Origin of the sequence: Lentzea albidocapillata (assembly GCF_000719115.1) — a bacterium.
In the GTDB taxonomy this organism is placed as follows: domain Bacteria; phylum Actinomycetota; class Actinomycetes; order Mycobacteriales; family Pseudonocardiaceae; genus Lentzea; species Lentzea albidocapillata.
This window is the reverse complement of the sequence record NZ_JOEA01000017.1, coordinates 37980-61464: the sequence shown is the minus strand read 5'-3', so window position 1 is coordinate 61464 and position 23485 is coordinate 37980. Positions and strand designations below refer to the sequence as shown.

The 23485-nt window shown below is 68.2% G+C and carries 27 protein-coding genes; 15 read left to right on the top strand and 12 right to left on the bottom strand.

From position 1 onward, the window contains the following. Positions 1-4: 4 nt before the first annotated feature. The 5 genes from IG04_RS42915 to IG04_RS0126920 form a co-directional block, all read right to left on the bottom strand. Positions 5-1159: a YcaO-like family protein gene (locus tag IG04_RS42915; protein ID WP_051770761.1), complete on the bottom strand. Its 1155-nt coding sequence runs from the start codon at positions 1157-1159 to the stop codon at positions 5-7. Further along, entirely contained in the window at positions 1156-1563 is a 408-nt protein-coding gene (locus IG04_RS0126935) for a hypothetical protein (RefSeq protein WP_030479514.1), read from the bottom strand. Before IG04_RS0126935 ends, IG04_RS42915 begins: the two co-directional genes overlap by 4 nt. Positions 1564-1657: 94 nt before the next feature. After that, on the bottom strand, positions 1658-2449 hold the full coding sequence (locus IG04_RS42910) for a hypothetical protein (protein ID WP_036015984.1): 792 nt from the start codon (positions 2447-2449) through the stop codon (positions 1658-1660). Further along, positions 2433-3284 (bottom strand): MerR family transcriptional regulator, encoded by an 852-nt coding sequence (locus tag IG04_RS0126925; RefSeq protein WP_245816264.1) that lies wholly within the window; start codon positions 3282-3284, stop codon positions 2433-2435. The genes IG04_RS42910 and IG04_RS0126925 overlap by 17 nt, the downstream gene beginning before the upstream one ends. Before the next feature lie 62 nt (positions 3285-3346). Further along, a complete protein-coding gene (locus tag IG04_RS0126920; protein ID WP_030479512.1) occupies positions 3347-3847 on the bottom strand; it encodes an amino-acid N-acetyltransferase in 501 nt (166 codons plus the stop codon). Positions 3848-4055: 208 nt separating this feature from the next. Between IG04_RS0126920 and IG04_RS0126915 the strand changes: the two genes are divergently transcribed. The 9 genes from IG04_RS0126915 to IG04_RS0126875 all read left to right on the top strand — a co-directional run bounded on the left by IG04_RS0126915 (position 4056) and on the right by IG04_RS0126875 (position 12324). Continuing rightward, complete coding sequence (locus IG04_RS0126915; protein ID WP_245816280.1) at positions 4056-5276, top strand: AAA family ATPase; 1221 nt, start codon at positions 4056-4058, stop codon at positions 5274-5276. Next, on the top strand, positions 5263-5817 hold the full coding sequence (locus tag IG04_RS0126910) for an RloB family protein (RefSeq protein ID WP_084401416.1): 555 nt from the start codon (positions 5263-5265) through the stop codon (positions 5815-5817). Before IG04_RS0126915 ends, IG04_RS0126910 begins: the two co-directional genes overlap by 14 nt. Positions 5818-5856: 39 nt before the next feature. Continuing rightward, on the top strand, positions 5857-7260 hold the full coding sequence (rimO, locus tag IG04_RS0126905; RefSeq protein WP_030479509.1) for a 30S ribosomal protein S12 methylthiotransferase RimO: 1404 nt from the start codon (positions 5857-5859) through the stop codon (positions 7258-7260). After that, on the top strand, positions 7257-7835 hold the full coding sequence (gene pgsA / locus IG04_RS0126900) for a CDP-diacylglycerol--glycerol-3-phosphate 3-phosphatidyltransferase (protein ID WP_036015982.1): 579 nt from the start codon (positions 7257-7259) through the stop codon (positions 7833-7835). The genes rimO and pgsA overlap by 4 nt, the downstream gene beginning before the upstream one ends. Further along, a complete protein-coding gene (locus IG04_RS0126895; RefSeq protein ID WP_030479507.1) occupies positions 7832-8305 on the top strand; it encodes a CinA family protein in 474 nt (157 codons plus the stop codon). The genes pgsA and IG04_RS0126895 overlap by 4 nt, the downstream gene beginning before the upstream one ends. Positions 8306-8413: 108 nt before the next feature. Then, the gene (locus IG04_RS0126890; RefSeq protein ID WP_030479506.1) at positions 8414-8836 is read left to right on the top strand and encodes a helix-turn-helix domain-containing protein; all 423 of its coding nucleotides are present in this window, start codon (positions 8414-8416) and stop codon (positions 8834-8836) included. 359 nt (positions 8837-9195) lie between these two features. Continuing rightward, a complete protein-coding gene (locus IG04_RS0126885) occupies positions 9196-10047 on the top strand; it encodes a PspA/IM30 family protein (protein WP_030479505.1) in 852 nt (283 codons plus the stop codon). 34 nt (positions 10048-10081) lie between these two features. Continuing rightward, complete coding sequence (gene pspM, locus IG04_RS0126880) at positions 10082-10903, top strand: phage shock envelope stress response protein PspM (protein ID WP_030479504.1); 822 nt, start codon at positions 10082-10084, stop codon at positions 10901-10903. 236 nt (positions 10904-11139) lie between these two features. Beyond that, positions 11140-12324 carry a uracil-xanthine permease family protein gene (locus tag IG04_RS0126875; protein ID WP_338043583.1) on the top strand — a complete coding sequence of 395 codons (1185 nt, stop codon included), beginning with the start codon at positions 11140-11142 and terminating at the stop codon, positions 12322-12324. A gap of 3 nt (positions 12325-12327) precedes the next feature. On the opposite strand, the gene IG04_RS0126870 is transcribed toward IG04_RS0126875, so the two are convergent. Genes IG04_RS0126870 through IG04_RS0126845 form a run of 6 tightly spaced genes read right to left on the bottom strand, consistent with a single transcriptional unit; the run spans position 12328 to position 17337 of the window. Then, the gene (locus IG04_RS0126870) at positions 12328-13305 is read right to left on the bottom strand and encodes a quinone-dependent dihydroorotate dehydrogenase (protein WP_030479502.1); all 978 of its coding nucleotides are present in this window, start codon (positions 13303-13305) and stop codon (positions 12328-12330) included. Between the two features lie 43 nt (positions 13306-13348). Then, a complete protein-coding gene (locus tag IG04_RS44280; protein WP_030479501.1) occupies positions 13349-13870 on the bottom strand; it encodes a lysophospholipid acyltransferase family protein in 522 nt (173 codons plus the stop codon). Continuing rightward, positions 13867-14424 carry an RNA polymerase sigma factor gene (locus IG04_RS0126860; RefSeq protein ID WP_063758325.1) on the bottom strand — a complete coding sequence of 186 codons (558 nt, stop codon included), beginning with the start codon at positions 14422-14424 and terminating at the stop codon, positions 13867-13869. Before IG04_RS0126860 ends, IG04_RS44280 begins: the two co-directional genes overlap by 4 nt. A gap of 42 nt (positions 14425-14466) precedes the next feature. Continuing rightward, positions 14467-15705, bottom strand: coding sequence for a cytochrome P450 family protein (locus tag IG04_RS0126855; RefSeq protein WP_051770754.1), 1239 nt, complete (start codon positions 15703-15705; stop codon positions 14467-14469). A 32-nt stretch (positions 15706-15737) separates the two neighbouring features. Further along, on the bottom strand, positions 15738-16499 hold the full coding sequence (locus IG04_RS0126850; protein ID WP_030479498.1) for a DNA-formamidopyrimidine glycosylase family protein: 762 nt from the start codon (positions 16497-16499) through the stop codon (positions 15738-15740). Further along, positions 16492-17337 (bottom strand): ParA family protein, encoded by an 846-nt coding sequence (locus IG04_RS0126845; protein WP_030479497.1) that lies wholly within the window; start codon positions 17335-17337, stop codon positions 16492-16494. The genes IG04_RS0126850 and IG04_RS0126845 overlap by 8 nt, the downstream gene beginning before the upstream one ends. Before the next feature lie 33 nt (positions 17338-17370). On the opposite strand from IG04_RS0126845, the gene IG04_RS0126840 reads away from it, so the two are divergent. The 5 genes from IG04_RS0126840 to IG04_RS42900 all read left to right on the top strand — a co-directional run bounded on the left by IG04_RS0126840 (position 17371) and on the right by IG04_RS42900 (position 21067). Next, a complete protein-coding gene (locus IG04_RS0126840; protein ID WP_030479496.1) occupies positions 17371-18090 on the top strand; it encodes a class I SAM-dependent methyltransferase in 720 nt (239 codons plus the stop codon). A 99-nt stretch (positions 18091-18189) separates the two neighbouring features. Further along, positions 18190-18759, top strand: coding sequence for a sigma-70 family RNA polymerase sigma factor (locus IG04_RS0126835; RefSeq protein WP_051770752.1), 570 nt, complete (start codon positions 18190-18192; stop codon positions 18757-18759). A gap of 185 nt (positions 18760-18944) precedes the next feature. Continuing rightward, the gene (locus IG04_RS0126830; protein ID WP_420843968.1) at positions 18945-19562 is read left to right on the top strand and encodes a sigma-70 family RNA polymerase sigma factor; all 618 of its coding nucleotides are present in this window, start codon (positions 18945-18947) and stop codon (positions 19560-19562) included. Positions 19563-19664: 102 nt separating this feature from the next. Next, entirely contained in the window at positions 19665-20342 is a 678-nt protein-coding gene (locus tag IG04_RS0126825) for a sigma factor-like helix-turn-helix DNA-binding protein (protein ID WP_030479493.1), read from the top strand. 65 nt (positions 20343-20407) lie between these two features. Continuing rightward, positions 20408-21067: a sigma-70 family RNA polymerase sigma factor gene (locus IG04_RS42900; RefSeq protein ID WP_420843970.1), complete on the top strand. Its 660-nt coding sequence runs from the start codon at positions 20408-20410 to the stop codon at positions 21065-21067. Here IG04_RS42900 and IG04_RS0126815 read toward each other — a convergent pair. Continuing rightward, entirely contained in the window at positions 21048-22358 is a 1311-nt protein-coding gene (locus IG04_RS0126815; protein WP_030479491.1) for a type I glutamate--ammonia ligase, read from the bottom strand. The two genes, IG04_RS42900 and IG04_RS0126815, sit on opposite strands and share 20 nt — an antisense overlap. Before the next feature lie 12 nt (positions 22359-22370). Between IG04_RS0126815 and IG04_RS0126810 the strand changes: the two genes are divergently transcribed. Next, positions 22371-23468, top strand: coding sequence for an amidohydrolase family protein (locus tag IG04_RS0126810; protein WP_030479490.1), 1098 nt, complete (start codon positions 22371-22373; stop codon positions 23466-23468). The last annotated feature ends 17 nt before the right edge of the window (positions 23469-23485 follow it).

Here is a 23485-nt window from a genome sequence, read left to right as displayed (position 1 = left end):
GGTGTCACCCCAGCGGATGCGGTGCGGGATTGGGGAACACGCCCGGAGAAGCGTGCGGGTAGCGCCAGCCGAGCTCGCGGGCGCGGCCGCCGAGATGCGGCCAGTGGTGGTCCGAGTGCAGCGGCGCGAGGTCGGGGGACAGGACGCGGACGCAGTGCAGTCCGACGGCCGACAGCTCCGGCGTGGTGAGCTCTCGGTAGGCGAGCCGGACGGCCGCGCGGTCGAGGGCGTGCACGAGCTCGGTCAGTTCCGCTGCTGTGCCACGGGATTCGGCGTCGCGCGGCGGTTCGGTCTCGAAGCCCGTGAACCACGGCAGCGCGTCCCACTCCGCCGGGCGCGTGGCGTAGTAGACGGCGTGCTTGTCGAAGTCGGTGACGTCCTCGACGGGCTGATCGCCGTTGCGCGCCAGCCACACCTCGACGAACACCGTGCCCTGCACCCACTCCTCGTAGGCCTTCCGCACGGCCTCGGCGACCGTTGCACGGCACGCCAGGCCGAGCGTGGGCCTCGGTTTGCCGGCGATCGGCAGCGAACCCGCGACGGCGACCACCGGGTGCGGGCTGTAGGCGGGGGTGAGGTCGAACGCCTGGGCGCCGTGCGGCAGATCGGCGGCGAACCGTTGCGGTGCGATGGAATGCAGCCACGTGGTGGTGAACGCGTCGCGCTCGACCAGTTCCTGGACGGCACGCAGCAACGCGCTGGTCGTCGACGGACCGGCCGCCAGGCCCGACGAGGTCGCGGGCAGCCCGTGCGCGGCGTCCAGCCCGACCAGTCCGACCGGCACGCGGATCGGTTCGTTGCCGGGCAACGTCCATGCCCGCGTGTACCGGGTGTCGACGTATCCCTTGCGGTAGCGGTAGCCCGGGGCCACCCGCTGCTCGACCGTGTGCAGGCTGAAGTGCTCCAACGGCCAGCACTCGCCGTCGGTGACGATCTCCAGCGGTGCCCGTGCGGCGGCGTGCCGCTCCAGTGCCTCGGCGATCGCGGCGACCTTGCTGGTGCCGCCGGACGTACCGCCGGTGGCGAACGGTTCCGGCACCGCGGCCCAGCCCTCGACGTCCACATCGGACAGGCTGTGCGGCACGGGATGCAGCTGCGACACCACTCCCTGCCGCCAGCCCACCGCGCGCTCGACCAGCGCCTCCGCGACGGTCTTCATCGCTTGCCCCGGTAGCGGAGGAAGAGCCAGTACCCGAACAACAGCGCCCCGCAGAGGTACATCACGCCGATGACGATCGACGCCGCCGGGACACTGGCGAGAGGCGCCAGCAGCATCAGCAGGACGAGCGGCTCCAGACACCACAGCACGGCCCAGCCGAGCAGACGAACGACGCTCATCCACGGCTTCGGTGACCGGGCGACGAACCCGGCCGCGACGGCCCACACCAGCGCCGCCGCGCAGCCGCCGAGCCACCAACCCCAGTGGACCTCGAAGATCGCGCCCATCGTGGCGAACGGCAGTACGACGACCAGCAACGGAAAGATCGCGGTAGGAAGGACGAGCAGACTGCGAGGCCGGGGGAGCTCTTTCGTCTCCTCGTACAGCGCTGCCGGGATGTGCACGGCCGCGCCGACCGAGGAAACCGCACAGCAGCAACAACAACAGCAACAGGTGGGGGTAGCGGCGTTGGCGGCGGCCGCACCGGGTGAGAACTGGTCAGGTAACCGTACTGCTGTCGCGTTCATGGTTCCCCCAAGGAAGTGACACGCGCCCGAACTCGACCGTCGGGCAGATCTCGCAGTCAGCCGCGGGCAGCACGCTCTCGCGCGTCGTCGTGAACTCGTCGAGGTTGACGGTCACGACCGTGTCCAGCAGGGCGAGCGAGCCGTTCCGGATGTTCTGAACGGCTTGCAAAGCAAGGGAAATCGGGAACTCGTGGGTCATCGCCGCCGGAAGCGGGGGCGGCGGTGGATCCCCCCACCGCCGCCCCGCCCGCACCGCGAGGCACGCCAGGCACGCGCCGGCACCGGGCACCACGAAGGGCCCGACGGCGGCGGTGTGGTGGTACGCGAGGTCCAGCAACAGGTGCGGGACCGTCGTTTCGCGCGCCACCTCGATCAGGTCGACCAGCGTGCCGGTCGTCCGCACAACGAGCAGGAGATCCGGATCGTCGTTGTGCGGCAAGAGCTCTACCAGCCCGGCGGGTGCCTCCCCGACGACGCGCGTGCCGACCCCCATCGGCTTGACGTCCTCGGCGGGCAACCCGGCCGGGCGGAGAGCGCCCAGGGTCCTCAGCTGGGCCACGTGCCGGCGAACCGGTTCCCCCAACCGGCTCTCGTCGACCGTTCGAGCCACTCCCCTCAAAACTGGCTCGAACAGGCCGGCCAGCGCCACGGCCACCGCCCTGGGCAGGTCTGGAATCAGGTACGCGAGATCCGCACCCGCGTAGACGACAAGGCCCTCGTCCCGAACCTGGGCGTGCCAGGCGGGATCAGCGACCAGGCTCATCCTCGTCCCCCCGTTTCAGGAAGTTCTCGATCTCCTGCTCGCTCGGCAGATCTCCCGCCGGATCCATGAGGTTCTCGGCGATCGGCGGCAACGGCTGCTCGGCCCACGCGGGCTGGTAGTCGGCGCTGGGCAGCAACCCGTGCCGTGACGCGAACTCCTCGGCCGCGTCCCGGATGGACTCCCGCAGCGTCCCCACCACCGCGGTCTCCGCCGTGTACGTCAGCTCGACGAGCAACGCCCGCACGTTCTCCAGCTGGTTCTCGTCACCGGCCTTGCGTGCGAGCTCCGGCCAGAACTGCCGTTCGAACAACCGCACGAAGTCCGCCGCCACCGCGTCGGTCGCCGTGCGCAGGCGCGTGAAGCTGTCCATCACGTCATCGCTGGGCACCCTGAGGCCGGCAAGTCTGCCGCCCGCTTCGAGTGCCCAGCGACGCGTGTGCGGCCAGCCGTACTTCCACCGCACCAAGCCCAACCGCATAGCCCGGAGGAGGAGTCGCGGTTGGACATCTCCTGTCGGAATCAGGTGCTTGATGTCGCGCACCTTGATCCGAACCCAGTCGTCGGGCCCCTCGGCCTCGCTGAAGCCGAGAACCGCGGCGACCGACTCGCCCTTTTCGCGTGCCGAGATCAGTTCCGCGATCGCGGGCAGCGAGAACCCCCGCTGCTGCAACCGCTGCACCAACGTCAACCGCTCGACGTGCGAGGCGTCGTAGTACGCCACGCGCCCCTGCCGTCTCGGCGCGTGCAGCACACCCTTCGTCTGGTACATGCGAATGGTGCTGCTGGGCAGGCCGATCCGGGCGGCGAGCTCGTCGACGGTGAGCGATTCGGGCACGGTCAGATCTTGGCCCCGTGCCGTTAGTCGAGTCAAGACTCTTCGAGTAATTACTCGAAGAGTTACAACTCCAGGAGCATCCGGCTGTTGCCGAGCGTGTTCGGCTTCACGTAGCTCAGGTCGAGGAACTCGGCGACGCCCTCGTCCACCGACCGCATGATCTCCTCGTAGACCTCGGGGCTCACCGGCGTGCCCTCGATCTCGACGAAGCCGTGCTTGGTGAAGAACTTCGTCTCGAACGTCAGCACGAAGATGCGCACGAGCTGCAGCTCCCTGGCGGTGGCGATGAGCTGCGCCACGATCCGGTGCCCCACACCCCGGCCGAGTGCCATCGGCGACACGGCGACCGACCTGATCTCGGCCAGGTCCTCCCACATCACGTGCAGGGCGCCGCAGCCCAGCAACTCGCCGTCCTCCTCGGCCACCCAGAACTCCTGGACTGCCTCGTACAGCGTGACCAGCGGTTTGGTCAGCAGAACCTTGCCGGCATACCCGTCGATCAACGCCTTCATGGCGCGCACATCGCTGGTGCGGGCGCGCCGCACGACTACCCCACTGGTCACAACCGTCAAGTATGAGCCGCGCTCCCTACTGGGTGACTTTCGGTGGTCGTACCCATGAAATCCGCCGTACGGGTGCGCTTCATCCTCATTTCTGCGGTTTACTTGCAGGGAAGATGCTCTAGAGCACTCTGAGAGGAGTTAGGCGGTGCTGCGCAGTTTTCGACTGGGGAACCACCGCTCGTTCCGTGACGAGCATGAGTTGCTGCTCATGCCCGCCTACTCGAAGGACAGAGACGTTCTCCCGGTGGCGGCGATCTACGGAGCGAACGCTTCGGGGAAGTCGAACCTCCTCGACGGCCTGCGGTTCATGGCTGATGCCGTGCGTGACTCGTTTGCGGTCTGGACGCCGGAAGGCGGCGTGCCACGACGGGCGTTCAAACTGGACGACTCACCTGGCAGACCGTCCGTGTACGTGGTCGAGCTGATCGAGTCGGGCATTCGGTACACCTACGGGTTCGAGGTAGACGACCGCCGCGTTCAGGAGGAGTGGCTGTACAGCTACCCGGAGAAGCGAAAGCGAGTCCTGTTCGAACGGTCAGGCGGCGACATCAAGCTCGGCACTGCGGTCGCCGAAGGCACCGGCAAAGGTGACGCGCTCAAGGGGCTCCTCAGGCCGAACTCGCTGTTCCTCAGCCTCGGTGCGCAGTCCGGACTCGATGCGGTGCTCCCTGTGCAACGGTGGTTTGCGAACAAGCTCGTGTTTCGGGACGACGAGCCCTCCACGTTCGATCACGCGACGATCGCTCGCTTCCTCGCTTCCTCCGATGGGCTGACTGAGCAGTTCGTCAGTCTGCTGAAGATCGCCGATCTTGGCATCACGGGCATCGAGTACAACGTCACGCCCATGCCTGATGACGACGTGGTCTCGGCAGTGGCACATGAGCTGAAGAACGACTTCTCGGTCGAGCGGGTCCGCGAGATGCTGGAAGGGATGGTCCGAAACAGTGACCGCGTTCGGCTCACTCATGGCCCCAAGAGCCGCACGTTCGAAATCGGCGAAGAGTCGGCCGGAACTTTGTCGTGGCTGATGTTGCTGCCCACAGTGCTCCGCATGCTCCGTGACGGCGGCGTGCTCGCCATCGACGAGATCGACGCGAGCCTGCACCCACGCGTCACTGCCGCGCTGGTCGGTCTGTTCCGCAGCACCGAGGCCAACGTGGGTGGTGCACAGCTGGTGTTCACCACCCACGACGCGAGCCTGCTCAGCCCAGTGCTGGGCGACGAGGTGCTCACCCGTGAAGACGTCTGGTTCGTGGACAAGAACCCCGACGGCGCGTCTGATCTGTATCCGTTGACCGATTTCAAGCCGCGCAAGGAAGGCGAGAACTTGGAGCGCCGCTACCTCGGTGGCAGTTACGGAGCAGTCCCCGACGTGCAGACAGAGACGTTCGTGTCCGCACTACTACGAGGTGTTGATGGCGCGGCGTGAGAACTCGTCTCACCGTCGACGCACGCCTTCGCGGGTTTCTGCCAGCCGTGTGCTCGTCGTGTGCTGCGGGCAGACGGAACAGGCCTACCTCGACGGGTTGAAGAGGCTGTCGAAGCCTGTGACGGTGAAACCGGTGGTCAAAGTCGGCTCACCCGCGCAGCTCGTCAGGTACGCCGCGAAGATGCGTGAGAACGATCGCGGTGGGTTCGACGAGTACTGGTGTGTCGTGGACGTCGATGACTTCGACATCGGCGAGGCGATCGCCGAAGCAGGGGCGACCGGGATATCACTGGTTGTGTCCAACCCCTGTTTTGAGGTGTGGCTGATCCTTCACTTCGCGGACTGCATGGCCAGCATCTCCAGTCCGAAGGCTGCTGCCGAGAGGCTGCGCAGGCATCTGCCTTGCTACATGAAGGGGATGCTCGACTTCGCTTTGCTCGCGGAGCGCGTTGACAAGGCGGTCGAGCGCGCCAGAGCGCTGGGCGCGGGCAACCCGTCGAGTGACATGTGGCGGCTGGTCGAGGTCGTTCGGAAGCACTGAATTCAAGCCTTGGCACCTGGGCCGGTTACTCTGAGCGCCGTGTCTTCTCCCACCACTCCGCGACGCGTGTCGCTGCTGACCCTGGGCTGTGCCCGCAACGAGGTCGACTCCGAAGAACTCGCCGGACGCCTCGGCGAGGGCGGTTGGGAGCTGGTGGACGAGGGCGCGGACGTTGTCGTCGTCAACACGTGCGGCTTCGTCGAGCAGGCGAAGAAGGACTCGGTCGACACGCTGCTCGCCGCCGCCGACACCGGCGCCAAGGTCGTCGCGGTCGGGTGCATGGCGGAGCGGTACGGCAAGGAGCTCGCGGACAGCCTTCCCGAGGCGGCCGCGGTCCTGGGCTTCGACCAGTACAACGACCTGGCCGAACGCCTGCAGGACGTGCTGCACGGCAAGCCGGTCGAGTCGCACGTGCCGGTGGACCGCCGCACGCTGCTGCCGATCACGCCGGTCAAGCGCCAGGAGGCCAAGGACGCGGTGCAGGTTCCCGGCCACGGCTGGGGGCCGACCAAGGTCCAGCGCAGGCGCCTGGACGACGCTCCCGTGGCGCCGTTGAAGATCGCGTCGGGCTGTGACCGGCGGTGCAGCTTCTGCGCCATCCCGAGCTTCCGCGGCGCGTTCGTGTCGCGGCTCCCGGACGAGATCGTCTCCGAGGCCATGTGGCTCGCCGAGAACGGCGTCAAGGAGCTGTTCCTCGTCAGTGAGAACTCCACGAGCTACGGCAAGGACCTGCCGCGCGAGCAGGGCGCTCTCGAACAGCTCCTCCCGCGGCTGGCGTCCATCCCCGGCGTCGAGCGGGTGCGGGTCAGCTACCTGCAGCCGGCCGAGACGAAGCCGAGCCTGGTGGCCGCGATCGCGAAGACCGAGAAGGTCGCGAACTACTTCGACATGTCGTTCCAGCACTCCAGCGAGAACGTGCTGCGGCGCATGCGCCGGTTCGGCGACACGGACAGCTTCCTCAAGCTCGTGTGGCAGATCCGCGAGCACGCTCCCGAGGCAGGCATCCGCAGCAACTTCATCGTCGGCTTCCCCGGCGAGACCGAGGCTGACCTGCAGGAACTGGAGCGCTTCCTCACCGAGGCGCGGCTCGACGCGGTCGGCATCTTCGGGTACTCCGACGAGGACGGCACCGAGGCCGAGGGGCTCGAGGGCAAGCTCGACGCGGACACCATCGCGGAGCGCGTGCAGCGCATCGGCAACCTCGTCGAGGAGCTGACGAGCCAGCGCGCCGAGGACCGGGTCGGCAACGAGGTCGTCGTGCTGATCGAGCACGAGGAGGACGACGAGAGCGACTGTGTCGGCCGGGCCGAGCACCAGGCGCCCGAGGTCGACGGCGAGTGCATCGTGCTCGACGCCGAGGGGCTCAAGCGTGGTGACCTCGTGCGCTGCCGCGTGGTCGACTCCGAGGGTGTGGACCTGATCGTCGAGGTACTTCCGACATGACTGAGGCCCGGAAGGTCCCGCTGCTCAACGTCGCGAACATCCTCACGATGGCGCGGCTGGCGCTCGTTCCGGTCTTCCTGTTCTCCCTTTTCGAAGCGGGCGGCTTCGACACGACGTGGCGCCTAATCGCGTTCGGGATCTTCGCCGTCGCGAGTTTCACCGACCACATCGACGGCACGCTCGCGCGCAAGCACGGGCTGATCACCGATTTCGGCAAGATCGCCGACCCGATCGCGGACAAGGCGCTGACCGGGTCCGCGCTGGTCGGCCTGAGCATGCTCGACGTGCTGCCGTGGTGGATCACGATCACCATCGCCGTGCGCGAGGTCGGCGTGACGCTGCTGCGGTTCTGGGTGATCCGCTACGGCGTCATCCCGGCCAGTCGCGGCGGCAAGGCGAAAACGCTGGCCCAGGTCATCGCGATCGGGCTGTTCGTGCTTCCGCAGAACGACGTGCTGGAGCTCATCGCGTGGGCGATCATGGCCGTCGCGCTCGTGCTCACCATCGTCACGGGAATCGATTACGTCATCCGGGCGTTCAAGATGAAGGCAAGAGCAGGCCGGGCGGTGCTGTGACAGACGTCGTCAGGTTGCTCAAAGCGAGAAACCAGACCGTTGCCACGGCTGAGTCGCTGACAGCGGGTCTGCTGTGCGCGACGATCGTCGACACACCGGGGGCGAGTGCCGTGGTCCGCGGTGGGTTGATCGTCTACGCCACCGAGCTCAAGCACGAGCTCGCGGGCGTGGATCAGCAGCTGCTCGACGAGCACGGAGCCGTGCACCCCGACGTCGCGATCCAACTGGCGGACGGTGCGCGGAAGCGGTGCCGTTCGGACTGGGGCATCGGGCTCACCGGAGTCGCCGGCCCCGATCCGCAGGACGGTGTCGCTCCGGGGACGGTCCACATCGGCTTGAGCGGGCCTGGAGTGTCCACAGTGCGGACAATCACGGTGAGTGGCGACCGCAGCGCGGTCCGTTCGGGTGCCGTGGAGAAAGCCCTGGTCCTGCTGTCGGATCACCTGCTGATCACCGAGGACGGGAACTAATGATGACTCCGCGTTCGTTCGCCCTTGGCGGATGTGTTCGGAAGTCAGTGCCCGTTGTCGGTGTCGATCGGTAACGTAGGGACACGGCCGGCCGGAAGGAGGCGCGCGATGACCGTGCTGCTACGCGAGGCGATCGGTGATCGACTTCGCCATGCCCGCACCAACCAACGCCGCACGCTGCGCGAGGTCTCTCGGACCGCCCGCGTGAGCCTGGGGTACCTGTCCGAGGTGGAGCGCGGCCGCAAAGAGGCGTCCAGCGAGCTCCTCGCGGCCATATGTGACGCGTTAGAGCTGCCCTTGTCCGAGTTGCTGCACCACGTCGCCTCCGACATCGGCGCCGTCCAGCAGACGCCGGACACGGTGCCCGACACCGTCCCCAGCGGACGATCGGAGCGGGGCAAGCTGGAGGGTGGCCGCGTGCTGCCGTCCACGCTGTCGGACAACCTGTCCGACCTGCGCCTGCAACCCATGCTCAGTCACAGGCTCACGAGCAAGATCGGCGAGACTCCCAAAGCAGTCGTCGCGGCATAACCCCATGTACTCCAGCCGGCCCCGCTCGCCCGATGGCGAGCGGGGCCGCCTGCATTCGGGTGATCCGAGCGGTCTGTGGCCCCCGCCACGTGACCGTCTGCAACAAGATTGCGTCTTCGGACGTTCAACTGACAGCGACGGCAGCGTGCCGAACGGCAGGCAACGGCTTGGCATCGGCACGCTGGGTCACCGCGTCTACGGGCGCGGGTGCGGGCAGGATTGGCATGTCGTCAGGCGTGTACTCCTAAGTCCCGGGGTGGGTCAGGGTGTTCCCGGATATCTCCCCATGTCGGTGGATACGCCGACGCACAATTGAGACGATGGATCCAACACCGGCACCGAGAAGGCAGGCGTAGGAGATGGCCAGTCCGTTCGTAAAGTTCTGGAAGTACCTGATGGCGTCGTTCTCGTCGAAGATCGACGAGCACGCTGACCCGAAGGTGCAGATCCAGCAGGCCATCGAGGAGGCGCAGCGGCAGCACCAGGCCCTCTCGCAGCAGGCTGCGGCCGTCATCGGCAACCAGCGTCAGCTGGAGATGAAGCTGAACCGCCAGCTGGGCGATGTGGAGAAGCTGCAGGCTTCCGCGCGTCAGGCGCTCGTGCTCGCCGACGAGGCGCGCTCGAAGGGCGACGAGCAGAAGGCGACGCAGTTCGAGAACGCCGCGCAGGGTTTCGCCACCCAGCTCGTCACCGCCGAGCAGGGCATCGAGGACCTCAAGACGCTGCACGACCAGTCGTTGCAGGCCGCCGCACAGGCCAAGCAGGCGGTCGAGCGCAACGCGATGATGCTGCAGCAGAGGCTGGCCGAGCGCACCAAGCTCCTCAGCCAGCTCGAGCAGGCCAAGATGCAGGAGCAGGTCTCCGCGTCGCTGAACCAGATGAGCGAACTCGCCGCGCCGGGCAACGTGCCGTCGCTGGAAGAGGTTCGCGACAAGATCGAGAAGCGCTACTCGACCGCACTCGGGTCCGCCGAGCTCGCTCAGAACTCGGTCCAGGGCCGGATGCTCGAGGTGCAGGCCTCGACCACGCAGCTCGCCGGCTCGTCGCGCCTGGAGCAGATCCGCGCCTCGATGCACGGCGGTCAGGCGAACACACCGCAGCAGGTGACCGCGGGCAACAGTGCCGCCGCGCAGATCCAGGCCGAGATCGCGCAGCGCGTCCAGTCAGAGCAGAAGACCACGCAGCAGCAGGTCCCGCCCGCCCAGAACTGACGGGCGCAGGGGCAGGAGGAATCAGCAGGTGATCATGGAGCCCTGGAGAAACCGTCCCAACAACGAGATCGTCCGCAAGGTCGTCAACGAGTTGGGAGCGTCGCTCCAGGGCCACCCACTGGCCGAGCAGGCGCGCTACCGGATGCAGAAGTGGAACGACCCGCGCGCCAAACTCGAACGCAAACGCAAGCGGACGAACGCAGTCCTCACGTTCTGGCTGATCGTGATCTCGATGCTCGGCACGCTCGCCGTGCTGGGCTTCACCGGTGTGCTCGGCACGTGGGCCGCCGTCACCGGGGCGATCGGCGCGGCGGTGCCCACCGTCCTCGCCGTGCGCAGCGGGTTCAAGCTGCGTGAGCTCAAGGCGGACAGGGTGCGGCTGGAGCTCGCTCCGCCGCCACCGCCCAGGCCGCCGCTGCCCGCGCACATCTCGTCCGCGCGCGTGCCGATGGAGAAGCTCCACGGTGCCGAGGACACGATGAACCAGCTGCTCGTGCAGCTCGACTCGCCCGCGCTCACGTCGATGCCGGCCGAGTCCGTCCAGCACGCCCGGCAGACGGCCCAGGAGGCCTCGGCGGCCATCCGCGCGGTGTCGGCGCAGCTCCAGGCCGTCGAACGGGCCCGCGACACCGCACCGCACCTGGAGCGCGCGTCGTTGGTCGAGGGCGTGCGGGTGCTCAGGACGCAACTGGCCGACGGCGTCGACCGCTACTGTGCGCTGGTGGCCGCCGCGGGCCAGGCGCTGGCGGCGAGCACGCAGTTCCAGGACCCGCGCGAGGTGCTGGACGACGCCACGGACCACATGGCCGGTCTCGCGTCCGCTATGCGCGACGTATCGGGCTATTCAGCGTACTGAAAGTAACGCTCCGTAGTTGCGTGCGCCTATTCGGCGGGTCTCTCTGGAGATCCTTAGGGCAATCGTGTGATTATCGGACCGTTATCTAGCCGTAGCCGCTACATGGCGTGGCAGGATTCCGGGGCCGGTCTGCGGGAAGTCCGGCTGAATTGCCGGGAGGCAGTGCATTGGCGTTGTGGACCGTGCACGGGGACGGTCGGATCACCGACAGTGAAACCGTCGCGCCCCAGGAAAGGGTGAGCTGGCCGCTCACCATCGGGTTCGGGGTGCAGCACCTCGTCGCCATGTTCGGTGCGACGGTGATCGTTCCCGTCGCCACCGGTCTGCCCGTCGCCACCACCCTGCTGTTCTCCGGCCTGGGCACGCTGCTGTTTCTCGTCATCACCAAGAACCGCGTGCCGAGCTACCTCGGCTCGTCCTTCGCCTTCGTGGCCCCGCTGGTGGCCGCGCGCGAGCAGGGCATCGCGGCACAGCTCGGCGGTGTCGTCGCGGCCGGTCTGCTGGTGATCGTCGTCGGCATCGCGGTCAAGGCGCTCGGCGTGCGGCTGCTGGAGTCGGTCATGCCGCCGGTCGTCACCGGCGCCGTCGTGATCCTGATCGGGCTGAACCTCTCGCGCCAGGCCACCTCGAACTTCAGCGAGCAGCCCCTGCTCGCCGGCCTGACCACCCTGGTGATCCTGCTGGCCGGCGTGCTGGGCCGCGGCCTGGTGTTCCGGTTCTCGGTCCTGATCGGCTTCGTCGCGATCTGGATGGGCGGCCTGGCCTTCGGTGCCGTGTCGTCGGAACGGCTCGCCGCGCTGCGCGACGCGGCGTGGGTGGGCCTGCCGAAGCTCTACCAGCCCGAACTACGGCCGTCCGTGGTGCTGCTGATGCTGCCCGTCGTGATCGTGCTGGTGGCCGAGGTCGTCGGGCACGTGAAGGCGGTCGCGGCGCTGACCGGCCGCAACCTCGACGGCAGCGCGGGCGACGCGATCATCGCGAACGGCCTGTCGACCGCGTTGTCCGGCCTGGGCGGTGGCGCCGGGACCACGACCTACTCCGAGAACATCGGTGTGATGGCCGTGACCCGCGTCTACACGACGGCGGCGTTCGCGTTCGCCGGTGTGTTCGCCACGCTGCTGGCGTTCTCCCCGAAGGCCATCGCGCTGTTCGGCACCATCCCGCCGGGCGTGCTCGGCGGCTGCACGCTGGTGCTCTACGGCCTGATCGTGCTGGTCGGCGTGCGGATCTGGATGGACCGCGGCGTCGACCTGGCGAACCCGGCGAACGCGATGGTCGGCGGCGCGGCGCTGGTGGCCGGCGTCGGCGACCTCACCATCGAGATCGGCGACCTGGAGATGGGCGGCATGGTGTGGGGCTCGCTGCTCGTCGTGATCCTGCACCCCGTGATGCGCTGGCTCCGGGCCGCACGGCACACCTGACGCCTACCTCAACGCACGGTTGATCCTCGACACGAGTCCAGGACCCTCGTAGATGAACCCGGTGTAGATCTGCACGAGGCTCGCGCCGGCGTCGATCATGCGCTTGGCGTCGTCGGCGGACGCGATGCCGCCGACACCGATGACCGGCAGGTCGCTGTTCTTCGTGATGAACCGGACCACGTCGTTCGCACGCTGGGTGAGTGGCTTGCCGCTGAGCCCGCCGGTCTCGCCCTTGTGCGCGCTCGTGAGGCCCTCACGGCTGAGGGTGGTGTTCGTGGCGATGAGGCCCTTGATGCCGTTGTCGACGCACACCTGGATGACCTCGGCGATGGCGTCCTCGGTGAGGTCCGGCGCGATCTTGACCAGCATCGGCTTGTCCGTTGCGGCGGTCAGGGTCGCGACGAGTTCGGTGAGCGCGCCCTTGTCCTGCAGGCTGCGCAGACCGGGCGTGTTGGGCGAGCTCACGTTGATCGCGTAATAGTCGCCGTGGCTTTTCAGCGCGTTCAGCGAGTTCAGGTAGTCCTGCACGGCGTCCTCGACCGGCGTGATCTTGGACTTGCCGAGGCTGATACCCAGCGGTGCCTTCAGCGGTGTCCTGTCGAGCTTCGCGGCAAGCGCTTGCGCACCCGCGTTGTTGAAGCCCATCCGGTTGATGATCGCGTCGTCCTCGCGAAGCCGGAACAGCCGGGGCTTCGGATTGCCCGGCTGCGGGTGCCACGTGACGGTGCCGACCTCGACGAACCCGAAGCCCAGCGCACCCCACGCCGGCAACGCCCGCCCGTCCTTGTCGAGGCCCGCCGCGAGCCCCACGGGGTTCGGGAAGCGGACACCGAACACGGTGCGCGGGTTGTTCTGGTTGCGGGCGAACCTCGCCAGCGGGCTCAGCCGGGCCATCGCGTTGAGCGTGGTCTCGTGGACCCGCTCCGCGTCGCCACCGTGCATCCCGAACAACGCCCTGCGAACCACCTGCTTGTACACCACGCGCCCACCCTATAACGCCAGCTCAGGGTGGGCGCGCAGTGCCTCAGTTCCCGACTTCCGCCAGGCAGTCCGGCGCGGGATTGCGGATCGGTCCGGTGAAGCCCAGGCCAGTGTCGCGGTTCGGCATGTTCGAGATGCCCAGCAGCACCGTGTACCCGGCCGGGATGTCGCCGGGGCTCATCGTGATCGAGCCGTCGTCGGCGACGCGCGGAAGCACATAGTCGCCGAGGAGGTCCATCTTGGTCTCGTCCAGCTCCGCGCAGTCGCGCGACATCGGCACGGCCTTCGCACCGATGCCGTACTCGTGCAGCTTCGCGTTGGCCCCGTCGACCCCTTTGATGTCCCGGATGCTCACCGTGACGCTGCCGTCGGCGTTCTTGGTGACCGCGTAGGCAGGGGAGTCGCTGTTGACGATCGCGATGGTCGCCGCACCGGCCATGGCCAGCACTCCGGCCGCTGCCAGCAACGGCCGTGCGGACCTCCTGTGCCGCTCCGGCGCCACTTCCACCGTCTGCCCGTGCTCGCACATCAGGTCGTTGAGCAGGTTGTCCTTGAACGTCGTCATCGCTGTCCCCCGTTCGATGCCAGGTCGCGGACCTTGCCGCGCGCCCGGAAGAGCCTGATCCGCAGCGCGCCGGACGACATGCCCAGCACCTTCGCCGCGTCCTTCGGTGCCATCCCGACGAGGTCGACCAGTTCGATCACCTCGCGGTCGGCGGGACTGAGCGCCGCCATCGCCGCGATCAGCTCGCGGCCTTCCCGTTCCGCGTCGATGCGCGTGACCAGGTCGGCGATCTCGTCGGTGTCGAGCACACGCCGCCCGTGGATGCGCGCCACCACGTCCCGGCCACGTGTGGTGGCCTCGCAGTGCTGTGCGAACACCCGCCGTGCGATGCCGAGAACCCAGCCTCGCGCCGTGCCCCGGCTGCGGTCGAACGTCGCGAACGACGTGATGGCGGCGACGAACGTGTCCGCGGTCAGATCGGCGGCCGTCTGCGGATCGGAGGTACGCCGCGCGAAGTACGACGTGACCACATCGAACTCAGCCTCGTAGAGCTCCTCGAACGCGCGCGCCGCGCGAGTGGGAGACGGTGGCGGTGGATGTCGTGGTGCTGTCATCGGCTGACTCACGCCAATGATTGCCGACTTCCGCCGACGCCGTTACAGCGGCTTCGGCACCTTGATCGTCGCCTGCTCGTCCAACGGCATCGAGGGCTTGGTCCGGAACGTCACCGGCAGCCCTCGCAACCCGCGGCTGCCCAGCGAGACCCGCCACGACAGCGGCTGCGAGGTGTCCAGGGCCAGCCCGGCGCACCGCCCCAGCAGCGTCCGGAACGCCACCTCGCCCTCCAGCCGGGCCAGCGGCGCGCCCAGGCAGAAGTGGATGCCGTGCCCGAACGCCAGGTGCTGGCGGTCCGCCCGCTCGATGTTGAGCTGGTCGGCCCGCGGGTACCGGTTGCCGTCGTGCTCGGCGGAGGCCAGCGACAGCAGCACGACGTCGCCCGCCTGGACCTGCGCGCCGCCGATCATCAGCGGCTGCGTCGCGAACCGCAGCAGGTGCGAGGCCGGGCCGTCGAACCGCAGGAACTCCTCGATGGCGCCCGGCAGCAGTGACGACGAGCGCTGCAGCAGTTCGAGCTGCTCGGGGTGGCGCAGCAACGCCAGCGCGCCGTTGCCCACGAGGTCGACGGCCGTGGTGTAACCGGCCACGAGCAGCAGGAACGCCAGCGAGGCCAGTTCGCTGTCGGACAGCGCGGCCTCGCCGGTCGAGCGGGCCAGGCCGCCGATCAGGTCGTCGTCACCGGACGTCCGCTTGTGCGTGACGAGGTCGCGCAGGTACCCCGATGTCTCCTCGCGGGCAGAGGACGCGTCGCCGTCCGCCAGCCCGGTGACCACGTCCGCCCAGTAGCGGAAGTTCTCCTGGTCGACGGCGGGGACGCCGAGCAGTTCCATGATCACGATGATCGGCAGCGGTGCCGCGAAGTCCGCGATCAGGTCGCAGCGCCCGGAGTCGGCGAAGTCGCTGGCCAACTGGGCGGCCACCTGCTCGATCCGGGGCCGCAGTGCGGCGATGCGGCGCGGCGTGAGCTGGCTCGACACCGCACGGCGCAGACGGGTGTGATCAGGCTCGTCGCTGTTCATCATGTGGTCCGACAGGTCGCCGAACCACCACGACGCGAAGTGTGGATGGCCGCGCAGGGGTTCGGCGAGCGCGGAGCCGTGCGAGGACAGCAGCGGGTTGTCCAGTGCGGCGCGCACGTCGGGATAGCGGGTCACGAGCCACATGGGCACGCCGAAGGTCTCGACCCGTTGCACGGGACCTGCGTCACGCAGGCTCTTCAGCACCGCGTACGGGTCATCGGTGAAGCCGGGGCGCAACGCATCCAGATCGACCGCCATATTGGGGGACACGGCTGGAAGAGCGTCTCGGTTCAATCTGATTGACATTGTGGGCAGAAGTACACGAATCTGCCTTCGATCTCGTCCGATCGGACTCTTGTGCCGCAACGCAAACAGGGTTTGCCGGTCCGCTCGAAAACGTAGTGCTGCGCGCGCAGGTCGCCGGTGGTCCTCTGTTCGGGCCGCCACTGGTTGGCCTGCAGGAGCTTCCGTGACAACGCAACCGCACGTGAGGCGTCCACAGATGACACCGGGGCGGTCGGCAGAACACGCAGCAGGAAACACACTTCCGCGCGGTAGAGATTGCCGACTCCGGCCATGATCCGCTGATCCAACAATGCGAGCCCGATCGCCCGGGAAGGATCCGCGGTCAACCGCTGAACAGCCTCAGCGGCGTCGAACCCGGCCGCCAGAAGATCAGGTCCGAGATGGGAGATGAGCCGATCCTCATCGGCGGTCGGCAGGAACTCCAGGTCGTGCAGAGCGAATCCGATGGCCTGCCGGTCGTCCACCTCGAACACCGCGCGGGCCTGGTGCGCGGGACGACGCCAGCGCTCGCCGGGCCGGTAGAGGTGCCACGAGCCGTCCATGCGGAAGTGGCTGCGCAGGCTGTTCCCGTCGGAGAACCGGGTGAACATGTGCTTGCCGTACGTACGCACGCCGAGCACGTCCAGACCGCTCAGGTCCAGCGCGGCCAGCCGGGGATGACGCAGTTCGCCGCGTCGCAGCATCTTCCCGGCCAGCGCCTCGTGCATGCGATGACCGGCCAGGAAGACCGTGTCCCCTTCAGGCATCCACCGCTTCCTGGATCTCGTCGTCGTCGAAGTCGTGGTGCACGGCCCGGCGCCGGCTCCGCGAGATGCGCTGGATGCGGGCGAGCAGCAGGTTGAACGCCAGCGCCACCTCACGCGCGCCAGGAGTGCCCCACTCGTGGATCGGCATGCACGCGCCCTGTGCCTGCTGCACGGCGAGACGGTCCGGCAACGCCACCGGCATCACCAACGGCCCGAAGATGTCGCGCAGCTCCTCGATGCGGAACTGGTGCTCGTGCGAACGAGGCCGCACGCGGTTCACGACGACACCCAACGGCTGCAGGTCGGCGTTGTTGCTCTCACGTTCGTTCTGCACCGCCTCGAACGCCCGCTGCACGCCCGCCACCGCGAACATCGTCGGCTCGGTGACCAGCAGCGCGCGGTCGGCCGCCACCAGCGCCGAGCGGGTCAGCTGGCCCAGCGACGGCGGGCAGTCGAGCAGCACGAGCTGGTACGGGAACTCGTCGTACATGTCGCGCAACGTGCGCAACGCGTCTTTCAGACGATGCAGCCGCGACTCGTTCGGATCCGGGTGGTTGAGCAGCTCTGCGTCCTCGGACCCGGACAGCACGTCGATGCCGTCACCCCACCGGCTCGGGCGGATCGCCTGCTCGACGTTCTCCTCGGACGGGTCTTGCAGGACGTCGTAGATGCTGGCCTTGGACTCCTCTGGCTCCAGCGTCGACGTGGCGTTGCACTGGGGATCGAGGTCGATCACCAGAGTGCGGACACCACGGCGGAGGGCGGCAGAGGCCAGGCCGAGCACCACCGTCGTCTTGCCGACGCCTCCCTTGAGGCTGAGCACGGACACCGTATGCACAGACCCACTCTAGGGTCTCCTACTCTGTTGGACATGCGACCGGACGCCGTACAGAGGGTGCTCGACGCCGAATTGGCCGCCGCACGCGAGCGCAGGGGTGGAGAACAGCCCCGTGTGCTCGACGTTGGTGGAGGCAGCGGTGTCTGGGCCGTGCCCCTAGCCGCAGCAGGATGCGCGGTCACGGTCGTGGAGCCTTCACCGAACGCACTGGCCACGCTGCACACCCGTGCGCGCGAAGCCGGTGTGACGATCAACGCAGTCCAGGGCGACACGGACTCGTTGGGCGTTCCCGCTGGTGAGGCCGATCTGGTGCTGGCACACGGGGTGCTGGAGGTCGTGGACGACGCGCCCGCCGCCCTCGCCTCGCTGGCCGCCGCGGTGGCGCCCGGCGGCGCCGTGTCGGTGCTGGTCGCGAACCGGTTCGCGGCGATCCTGCACCGCGCGATCGCCGGTCGCATCGTCGACGCGCGCAGGCTGCTGGACGACGACGCGGGGCAGCTCGCGGGCACGCGCGACCCGTTGCAGCGCCGGTTCGACGTCGCCGGACTCGAGAAACTCGTCCTGGACGCTGGTCTGTCCGTGGAGATCCTGCAGGGTCACGGGGTAGTTTCTGACCTCGTGCCCGGCGTGGTGCTGGACGCGAATCCGGGTGTCGCCGACGCACTCGCCGAGCTGGAACTGGCCGCCGCCACGCGTTCCCCGCTCCGGGACGTCGCCGCCCGCCTGCACGTGCTCGCCCGCCGCACCGATTGAAACCCTTTGCATCCGGGACTTTTATGACCCTGATGAGTGGTCCCGAACAACTTGGCGGCGAAAGATAATGACTTCGCTGCCGACGTAGGGACCAACGCGATGGAAAGTTCCGACCTGCTGGCCTCATTGGTCAACGAGGCCGTTGCGGGTGACCGGCAAGCTGTCGAACGGCTGCTGGCCTCCGTGCGCCCGTTGGTGGCGCGGTACTGCCGTGCGCGCGTCGGTCGCTACGAAAGGGCGTACGCGTCGGCGGACGACGTGGCGCAGGAGGTCTGCCTGGCGGTGCTCACGGCGCTGCCCACCTATCGCGAGCAGGGAAGACCTTTCCTGGCGTTCGTCTACGGCATCGCCGGGCACAAGGTCGCGGACGCGCACCGGGTCTCGGCGCGCAACAGGTCCGAGCCCGTGGCCGAGGTGCCGGACGGTCCGTCGTCGGCTGTCGATCCCGAGGACAACGCGCTGCTCGGTTCGCTCTCGGCGCGGCTGGGTCAGTTGCTGCGGGGTCTGCCGGACAAGCAGCGCGAGATTCTCGTGCTGCGCGTGGTGGTGGGTCTGTCCGCCGAGGAGACCGCCGAGGCGATCGGTTCGACGCCGGGCGCCGTGAGGGTGGCTCAGCACCGTGCGCTGGCCAAGCTCCGTACGTCCGCGGGGGTCGAGGAGCTGATTTGACCGGCGCCTTCGGGTGGTGGTGGGCAAGGCACGGTATTGGGCGATTACTCGTCATGAAATCACCGGATTGGCGGAACGCGCGGGTTTCGGTTACGTGGAGTGGTTGCTCCACGCCTAATACCCAACGCTGTTCGTTGCTGCAAACGGGTGACGTTTGAAGTTTCTCCCTACTTTGCGCATAAGGAGTGACGTGTCGCACGTCTCCTCCACGGGACGTCGACGAGGGGACGCTTCGAATGGAGAGTTCGGCTTCATCCGCAGAACTGGTCAGCCTGGCCGTGCAAGGCGAGCCGAGGGCCACTGACCAGCTACTTCGCTATCTGCGACCGCTGGTGGTGAAGTACTGTCGCGCGCGTGTCGGTCGCTCCGCGACAACTGCGGACGACGTCGCACAGGAGGTCTGCCTCGCCGTGCTGACGGCTCTTCCGAAGTACCGGGAGCAAGGCAGACCGTTCCTCGCGTTCGTCTACGGCATCGCCGCGCACAAGGTCGCCGACGCGCATCGGGCGCTGGCTCGTAACCGAGCGGAGCCGGTGGCCGAGGTGCCCGACCAAGCCGTGCGAGGTGTCGGGCCGGAGGATTTCGTTCTTCAGGACGAGCTGAACGGCGCACTCGGCCGGCTGCTGCACCTCCTGCCGGCCAAGCAGCGCGAGATTCTCGTACTGCGCGTCGTGGTGGGTCTGTCCGCGGAGGAGACCGCGGAGGCCGTGGGGTCCACGCCGGGTGCGGTCCGCGTCGCCCAGCACCGTGCGCTCGGTCGCCTTCGCAAGGAAATCGCGTCAATGGCGGTCCCGATCGGGTGACATTCGTTTGCATTTGTTACCAGTCGTGGCGAGTGCGTGGGGTGGACGCACCCAAACGACATACCTAGAGGCAGGAAGACACCGACATAGGGACCAGGGGGCATGGGAAGTTCGGACTCAGCGCTTGCCGCCGACCGGCTGCGCATCGACGGGGTGCTGGTTCAGCACTTCCGCGAGTCTGGGCTATCCGGACCCCGCTGGGACCAGTTCCACCGTCAGCTTCTCGGGCACGGACTCACGATCGTTACGAAGCTCGTGCGGTCCGGTGCCATCTTCTCCCGCTGCGGGCGGCAGGGCCGCTACCTGCACCAGCAGGACATCGCGCGGCAGGAGGCCGAGGAACTGGCGAGCGACGCGGTGTACGAGGGGTTCGTCTATTTCCGGGACCGGGGTCTGCTCGGCCGGGAGTGGTCGGTCGAGCACGGCCAGCCGTTGAACGAGTACTTCCTCAACGCTTGCGTGCTCGCGTTCCCGAACGTGTACCGCCGCTGGCAGACGCACGCACACGGCTGGCAGGACGTACGGCTCGTGGACACGCTTGCCTCGCTCGAACACGTCGTGGCCGAGGGAACGCCCGAGGACGCGGTCATCGAGCAGGCGGCGGCGAACGCCGCGTTCGCCACGCTGAGCGAGGACAGCAAGCGGTTGCTCTTCCTTCATGACCAGGGCTATTCGCATGCGGAGATCGGTGAGTTGGTGCGACTCACCCCGCGCGCGGTCGAAGGACGGATCCGGCGGGCGCGTCTCGCGGTGCGCCGGCGTCCAGAAGAGGAACGGTGATCTGCGTGGAGTTCACACCCGGCCTGCACCGCAAGGTGCCCGCGGAAGCCGTCCAGGGCTCGTCCGTGGGTGGGCCGGTCTCCGCTTCCAGGGGGACCCTCGACGCGTTGGTCGAGCGGACCACCGGTGGCGCTCAGGAGCCGGTCGACCCGCCGGCACCCTCTTACTACTCGAGCCGCCCGCAGAACGCGGACGAGCACGTCGCGCGCGCTGTCGCCGGTGATCGCGCCGCCATCGAACGGCTGCTCGGCACCATCCGGCCGTTGATCGTGCGGTACTGCCGTGCGCGCGTTGGATCGTTCGCGTCGGCCGACGACGTGGCGCAGGAGGTGTGCCTGGCCGTGCTGACCTCGTTGCCGTCGTATCGCGACCAGGGGCGTCCGTTCCTGGCGTTCGTCTACGGGATCGCGGCGCACAAGGTGGCGGACTCGTTCCGCAGCTTCTCGCGCAACCGTGCCGAAGCCGTGCCCGAACTGCCGGAGTCGATGGACACCGCGGCCGGGCCTGAGCAGCGCGCGATGCAAGGAGAGCTCTCGAACCAGATGGCGACGCTTCTGCGCGTGCTGCCCGAGAAGCAGCGCGAGATCGTCGTGCTGCGCGTGATGGTGGGGTTGTCGGCGGAGGAGACGGCCGAGGCGGTCGGGTCGACGCCCGGTGCGGTCCGGGTCGCTCAGCACCGGGCGCTGTCGCGGTTGCGCAAGGAGCTCAATACCGCCAGCGAGTGATGTTGGCGATCCCCTGCGGGCTCGCGTCCTTGTACCTCTCCATCTCACCGCGCCGCACGTCGGCGATCGTGCCCGCGAGCTCCTGGCCGAACGCCTCGGTGAGCACGGTGTCCTTCTCGAACTCGTCGACGGCTTCCTTGAGTGACATGGGCAGGCGCTGGACGTCGCCGAGCAGCGCCGGGTCGACGTTGAGGCCTTCGGGCAGCGTGGCCTGCGTGGCGATGCCGTCCAGACCGGCCGCGACCACGCCGGCGACGAGGAGGTACGGGTTCGCGGTCAGGTCGAAGCACTTGATTTCGAGGTTGTCCCGGATCAGGCGTAGCGCCGTTTCGCGGTTCTCCTCGCCCCACGCCACGAACGGTGCGGCCCACGTGTTCGGCACGAGCCTGAGATAGCTCGCGAGAGAGGGCGCGCCGATCGCGCACAACGCGCGGAGGTGGTTGAGGACGCCCGCGCTGAACTGCCTCGCCTCGTCCTGGAAGCCGTCGAAGAGGTTCGAGCCGTCGCGCCAGAGGCTCAGGTGCAGGTGGCCGCCGTTGCCGACGCCGCCGTTGACGACCTTGGGGGAGAACGACGGGCGCATGCCGTGCCGGATCGTGACGGCGCGGATGGTCTCCTTGACGAGCACGGCCGTGTCCGCGGCGGCCACCAGGTCCTCCGGCGCGGTGGAGACCTCGAACTGGCCGGCGGCGTACTCGGGGTGGAACTGGAGGACCTCGACGTTCTGCCGGTCCAGGGCGTTGAGGAGGTCGACGCAGTAGTCGGACAGCTCGACCTGGCGGGCGTGGCCGTACGCGGAGCCACTCGTTGCGGGAACCCAGTCGTCGGTGCCCGTCTTGCCCAGGCACCACTCGATCTCGAACCCCGCCTGGGCGGTGAGACCCGCGTCGGCGAGCTTCCGGACGGCCTTGCGGGCCTGTAGGCGCTGGTCCATCGGGTAGGGGACGCCGCTCTGGAAGTGGCGGTCGGCGGGCGCCCAGGCCCAGCCCGGCTGGCCCGCGAGCACGGTGAGGCGCTCGAGGTCGGGGTGCAGGCGCAGGTCGCCGACCGGGCCGCCGGCGAACCGGCCCTGGATGATCCAGTCGTCGAACAAGAAGACGTCGAACACCGGTGACGCGCCCACGCCGTGCGCCGCCGCGTGGGCCAGTCTGCGCAGGGGGACGGACTTGGTGCGGATGATGCCGCTGTTGTCGACCCAGGTGAGCGCCACGACGCTCACGTCCCGCGCGTTGAGCCCGTCGAAGAGTTCCGTTGCCCGCTCGAACCGCTGGTCCCGTTCCGCAGAGTCCACGATCCTAAGGTTATGGGCATCTTGCCGTTCGTCGCCGAACTAGGGCTGATAGATCACCACTGCCACGGTGTGTTGCGCACCGACAGTGCTCGTCCGGAGTTCGAGTCGTTGTTGCTGGAGGCCGATGCGGTCTCCCCGCTCGGTGGGTCGTTCTTCGACTCCGCCGTGGGGTTCGCGGTGCGGCGCTGGTGCGCGCCGTTGCTGGACCTGCCTCGGCACGCGTCCGCCGACGAGTACCTCGAACGGCGGAACTCGCTGCACATCGCCGAGGTGTCGCGCACGTTCCTGATGGCGTCCGGGATCCACACGTTCCTGGTGGACGGCGGGTTCCAGCCTGATCGGCTGCTGTCGGCCGCCGAACTGGCCGGGCTGGGCGGGGGTGTCGCGCACGAGATCGTGCGGCTGGAGGTGCTGGCGGAGACTTTGCGGCCTTCGGTCTCGCCCTCGGAATTCGTCGACCTCGTCCGGTCGCGGCTCGCCTCGTCGTCGGCGGTGGGGGCGAAGTCCGTTGCGGCGTACCGGATCGGGCTGGGTCTTCCTGGCGTGCGGCCTGCCGACGCGGAGGTGGAGCGTGCGGTGGCGGCGTGGTCGTCCGGGCGGCTGGAGGACCCGGTGGTGATCACCTGGCTGGCTTGGGAGGCGCTGGACGCCGGGCTGCCGTTGCAGTTCCACGTGGGGTACGGCGACTCCGACCTCGATCTGCACCAGTGCGATCCGTCGTTGCTGACGCCGTTCCTGCGGGCGACCGCCGCCCTCGGTGTGCCGGTGTTGCTGCTGCACAACTACCCGTTCCACCGGCAGGCCGGGTACCTCGCGCAGGTGTTCCCGCACGTGTTCTGCGATCTCGGGCTGGCCACGCACGGGCTGGGACATCAGGCCTCGCGAGTGTTCGCCGAGGCGCTGGAGATCGTGCCGTACGGGAAGTTTCTGTTCTCCTCCGATGCCTTCGCTCTTCCCGAGTTGTACTACCTCGGCGCGATGCTGTTCCGGCGCGCCCTGTCGGACTTCCTGGCTGATGGGTTGCGGAGTGATGCGTTCGTGGAGGACGACGCGCATCGCATCGCACGGCTCATCGCGTCGGAGAACGCCTCGCGAGTTTACAAACTGTAGGATTTGTGTCGAACTGA

Bases quoted from the DNA above. Each gene is read 5' to 3' on its own strand.
- IG04_RS42915 (WP_051770761.1), bottom strand. From the start codon at position 1,159: ATGAAGACCGTCGCGGAGGCGCTGGTCGAGCGCGCGGTGGGCTGGCGG.
- IG04_RS42910 (WP_036015984.1), bottom strand. From the start codon at position 2,449: ATGAGCCTGGTCGCTGATCCCGCCTGGCACGCCCAGGTTCGGGACGAG.
- IG04_RS0126915 (WP_245816280.1), top strand. From the start codon at position 4,056: ATGCCCGCCTACTCGAAGGACAGAGACGTTCTCCCGGTGGCGGCGATC.
- IG04_RS0126910 (WP_084401416.1), top strand. From the start codon at position 5,263: ATGGCGCGGCGTGAGAACTCGTCTCACCGTCGACGCACGCCTTCGCGG.
- pgsA (WP_036015982.1), top strand. From the start codon at position 7,257: ATGACTGAGGCCCGGAAGGTCCCGCTGCTCAACGTCGCGAACATCCTC.
- IG04_RS0126890 (WP_030479506.1), top strand. From the start codon at position 8,414: ATGACCGTGCTGCTACGCGAGGCGATCGGTGATCGACTTCGCCATGCC.
- IG04_RS0126885 (WP_030479505.1), top strand. From the start codon at position 9,196: ATGGCCAGTCCGTTCGTAAAGTTCTGGAAGTACCTGATGGCGTCGTTC.
- pspM (WP_030479504.1), top strand. From the start codon at position 10,082: ATGGAGCCCTGGAGAAACCGTCCCAACAACGAGATCGTCCGCAAGGTC.
- IG04_RS44280 (WP_030479501.1), bottom strand. From the start codon at position 13,870: ATGACGACGTTCAAGGACAACCTGCTCAACGACCTGATGTGCGAGCAC.
- IG04_RS0126860 (WP_063758325.1), bottom strand. From the start codon at position 14,424: ATGACAGCACCACGACATCCACCGCCACCGTCTCCCACTCGCGCGGCG.
- IG04_RS0126855 (WP_051770754.1), bottom strand. From the start codon at position 15,705: ATGGCGGTCGATCTGGATGCGTTGCGCCCCGGCTTCACCGATGACCCG.
- IG04_RS0126850 (WP_030479498.1), bottom strand. From the start codon at position 16,499: ATGCCTGAAGGGGACACGGTCTTCCTGGCCGGTCATCGCATGCACGAG.
- IG04_RS0126840 (WP_030479496.1), top strand. From the start codon at position 17,371: ATGCGACCGGACGCCGTACAGAGGGTGCTCGACGCCGAATTGGCCGCC.
- IG04_RS0126835 (WP_051770752.1), top strand. From the start codon at position 18,190: ATGGAAAGTTCCGACCTGCTGGCCTCATTGGTCAACGAGGCCGTTGCG.
- IG04_RS0126825 (WP_030479493.1), top strand. From the start codon at position 19,665: ATGGGAAGTTCGGACTCAGCGCTTGCCGCCGACCGGCTGCGCATCGAC.
- IG04_RS0126810 (WP_030479490.1), top strand. From the start codon at position 22,371: ATGGGCATCTTGCCGTTCGTCGCCGAACTAGGGCTGATAGATCACCAC.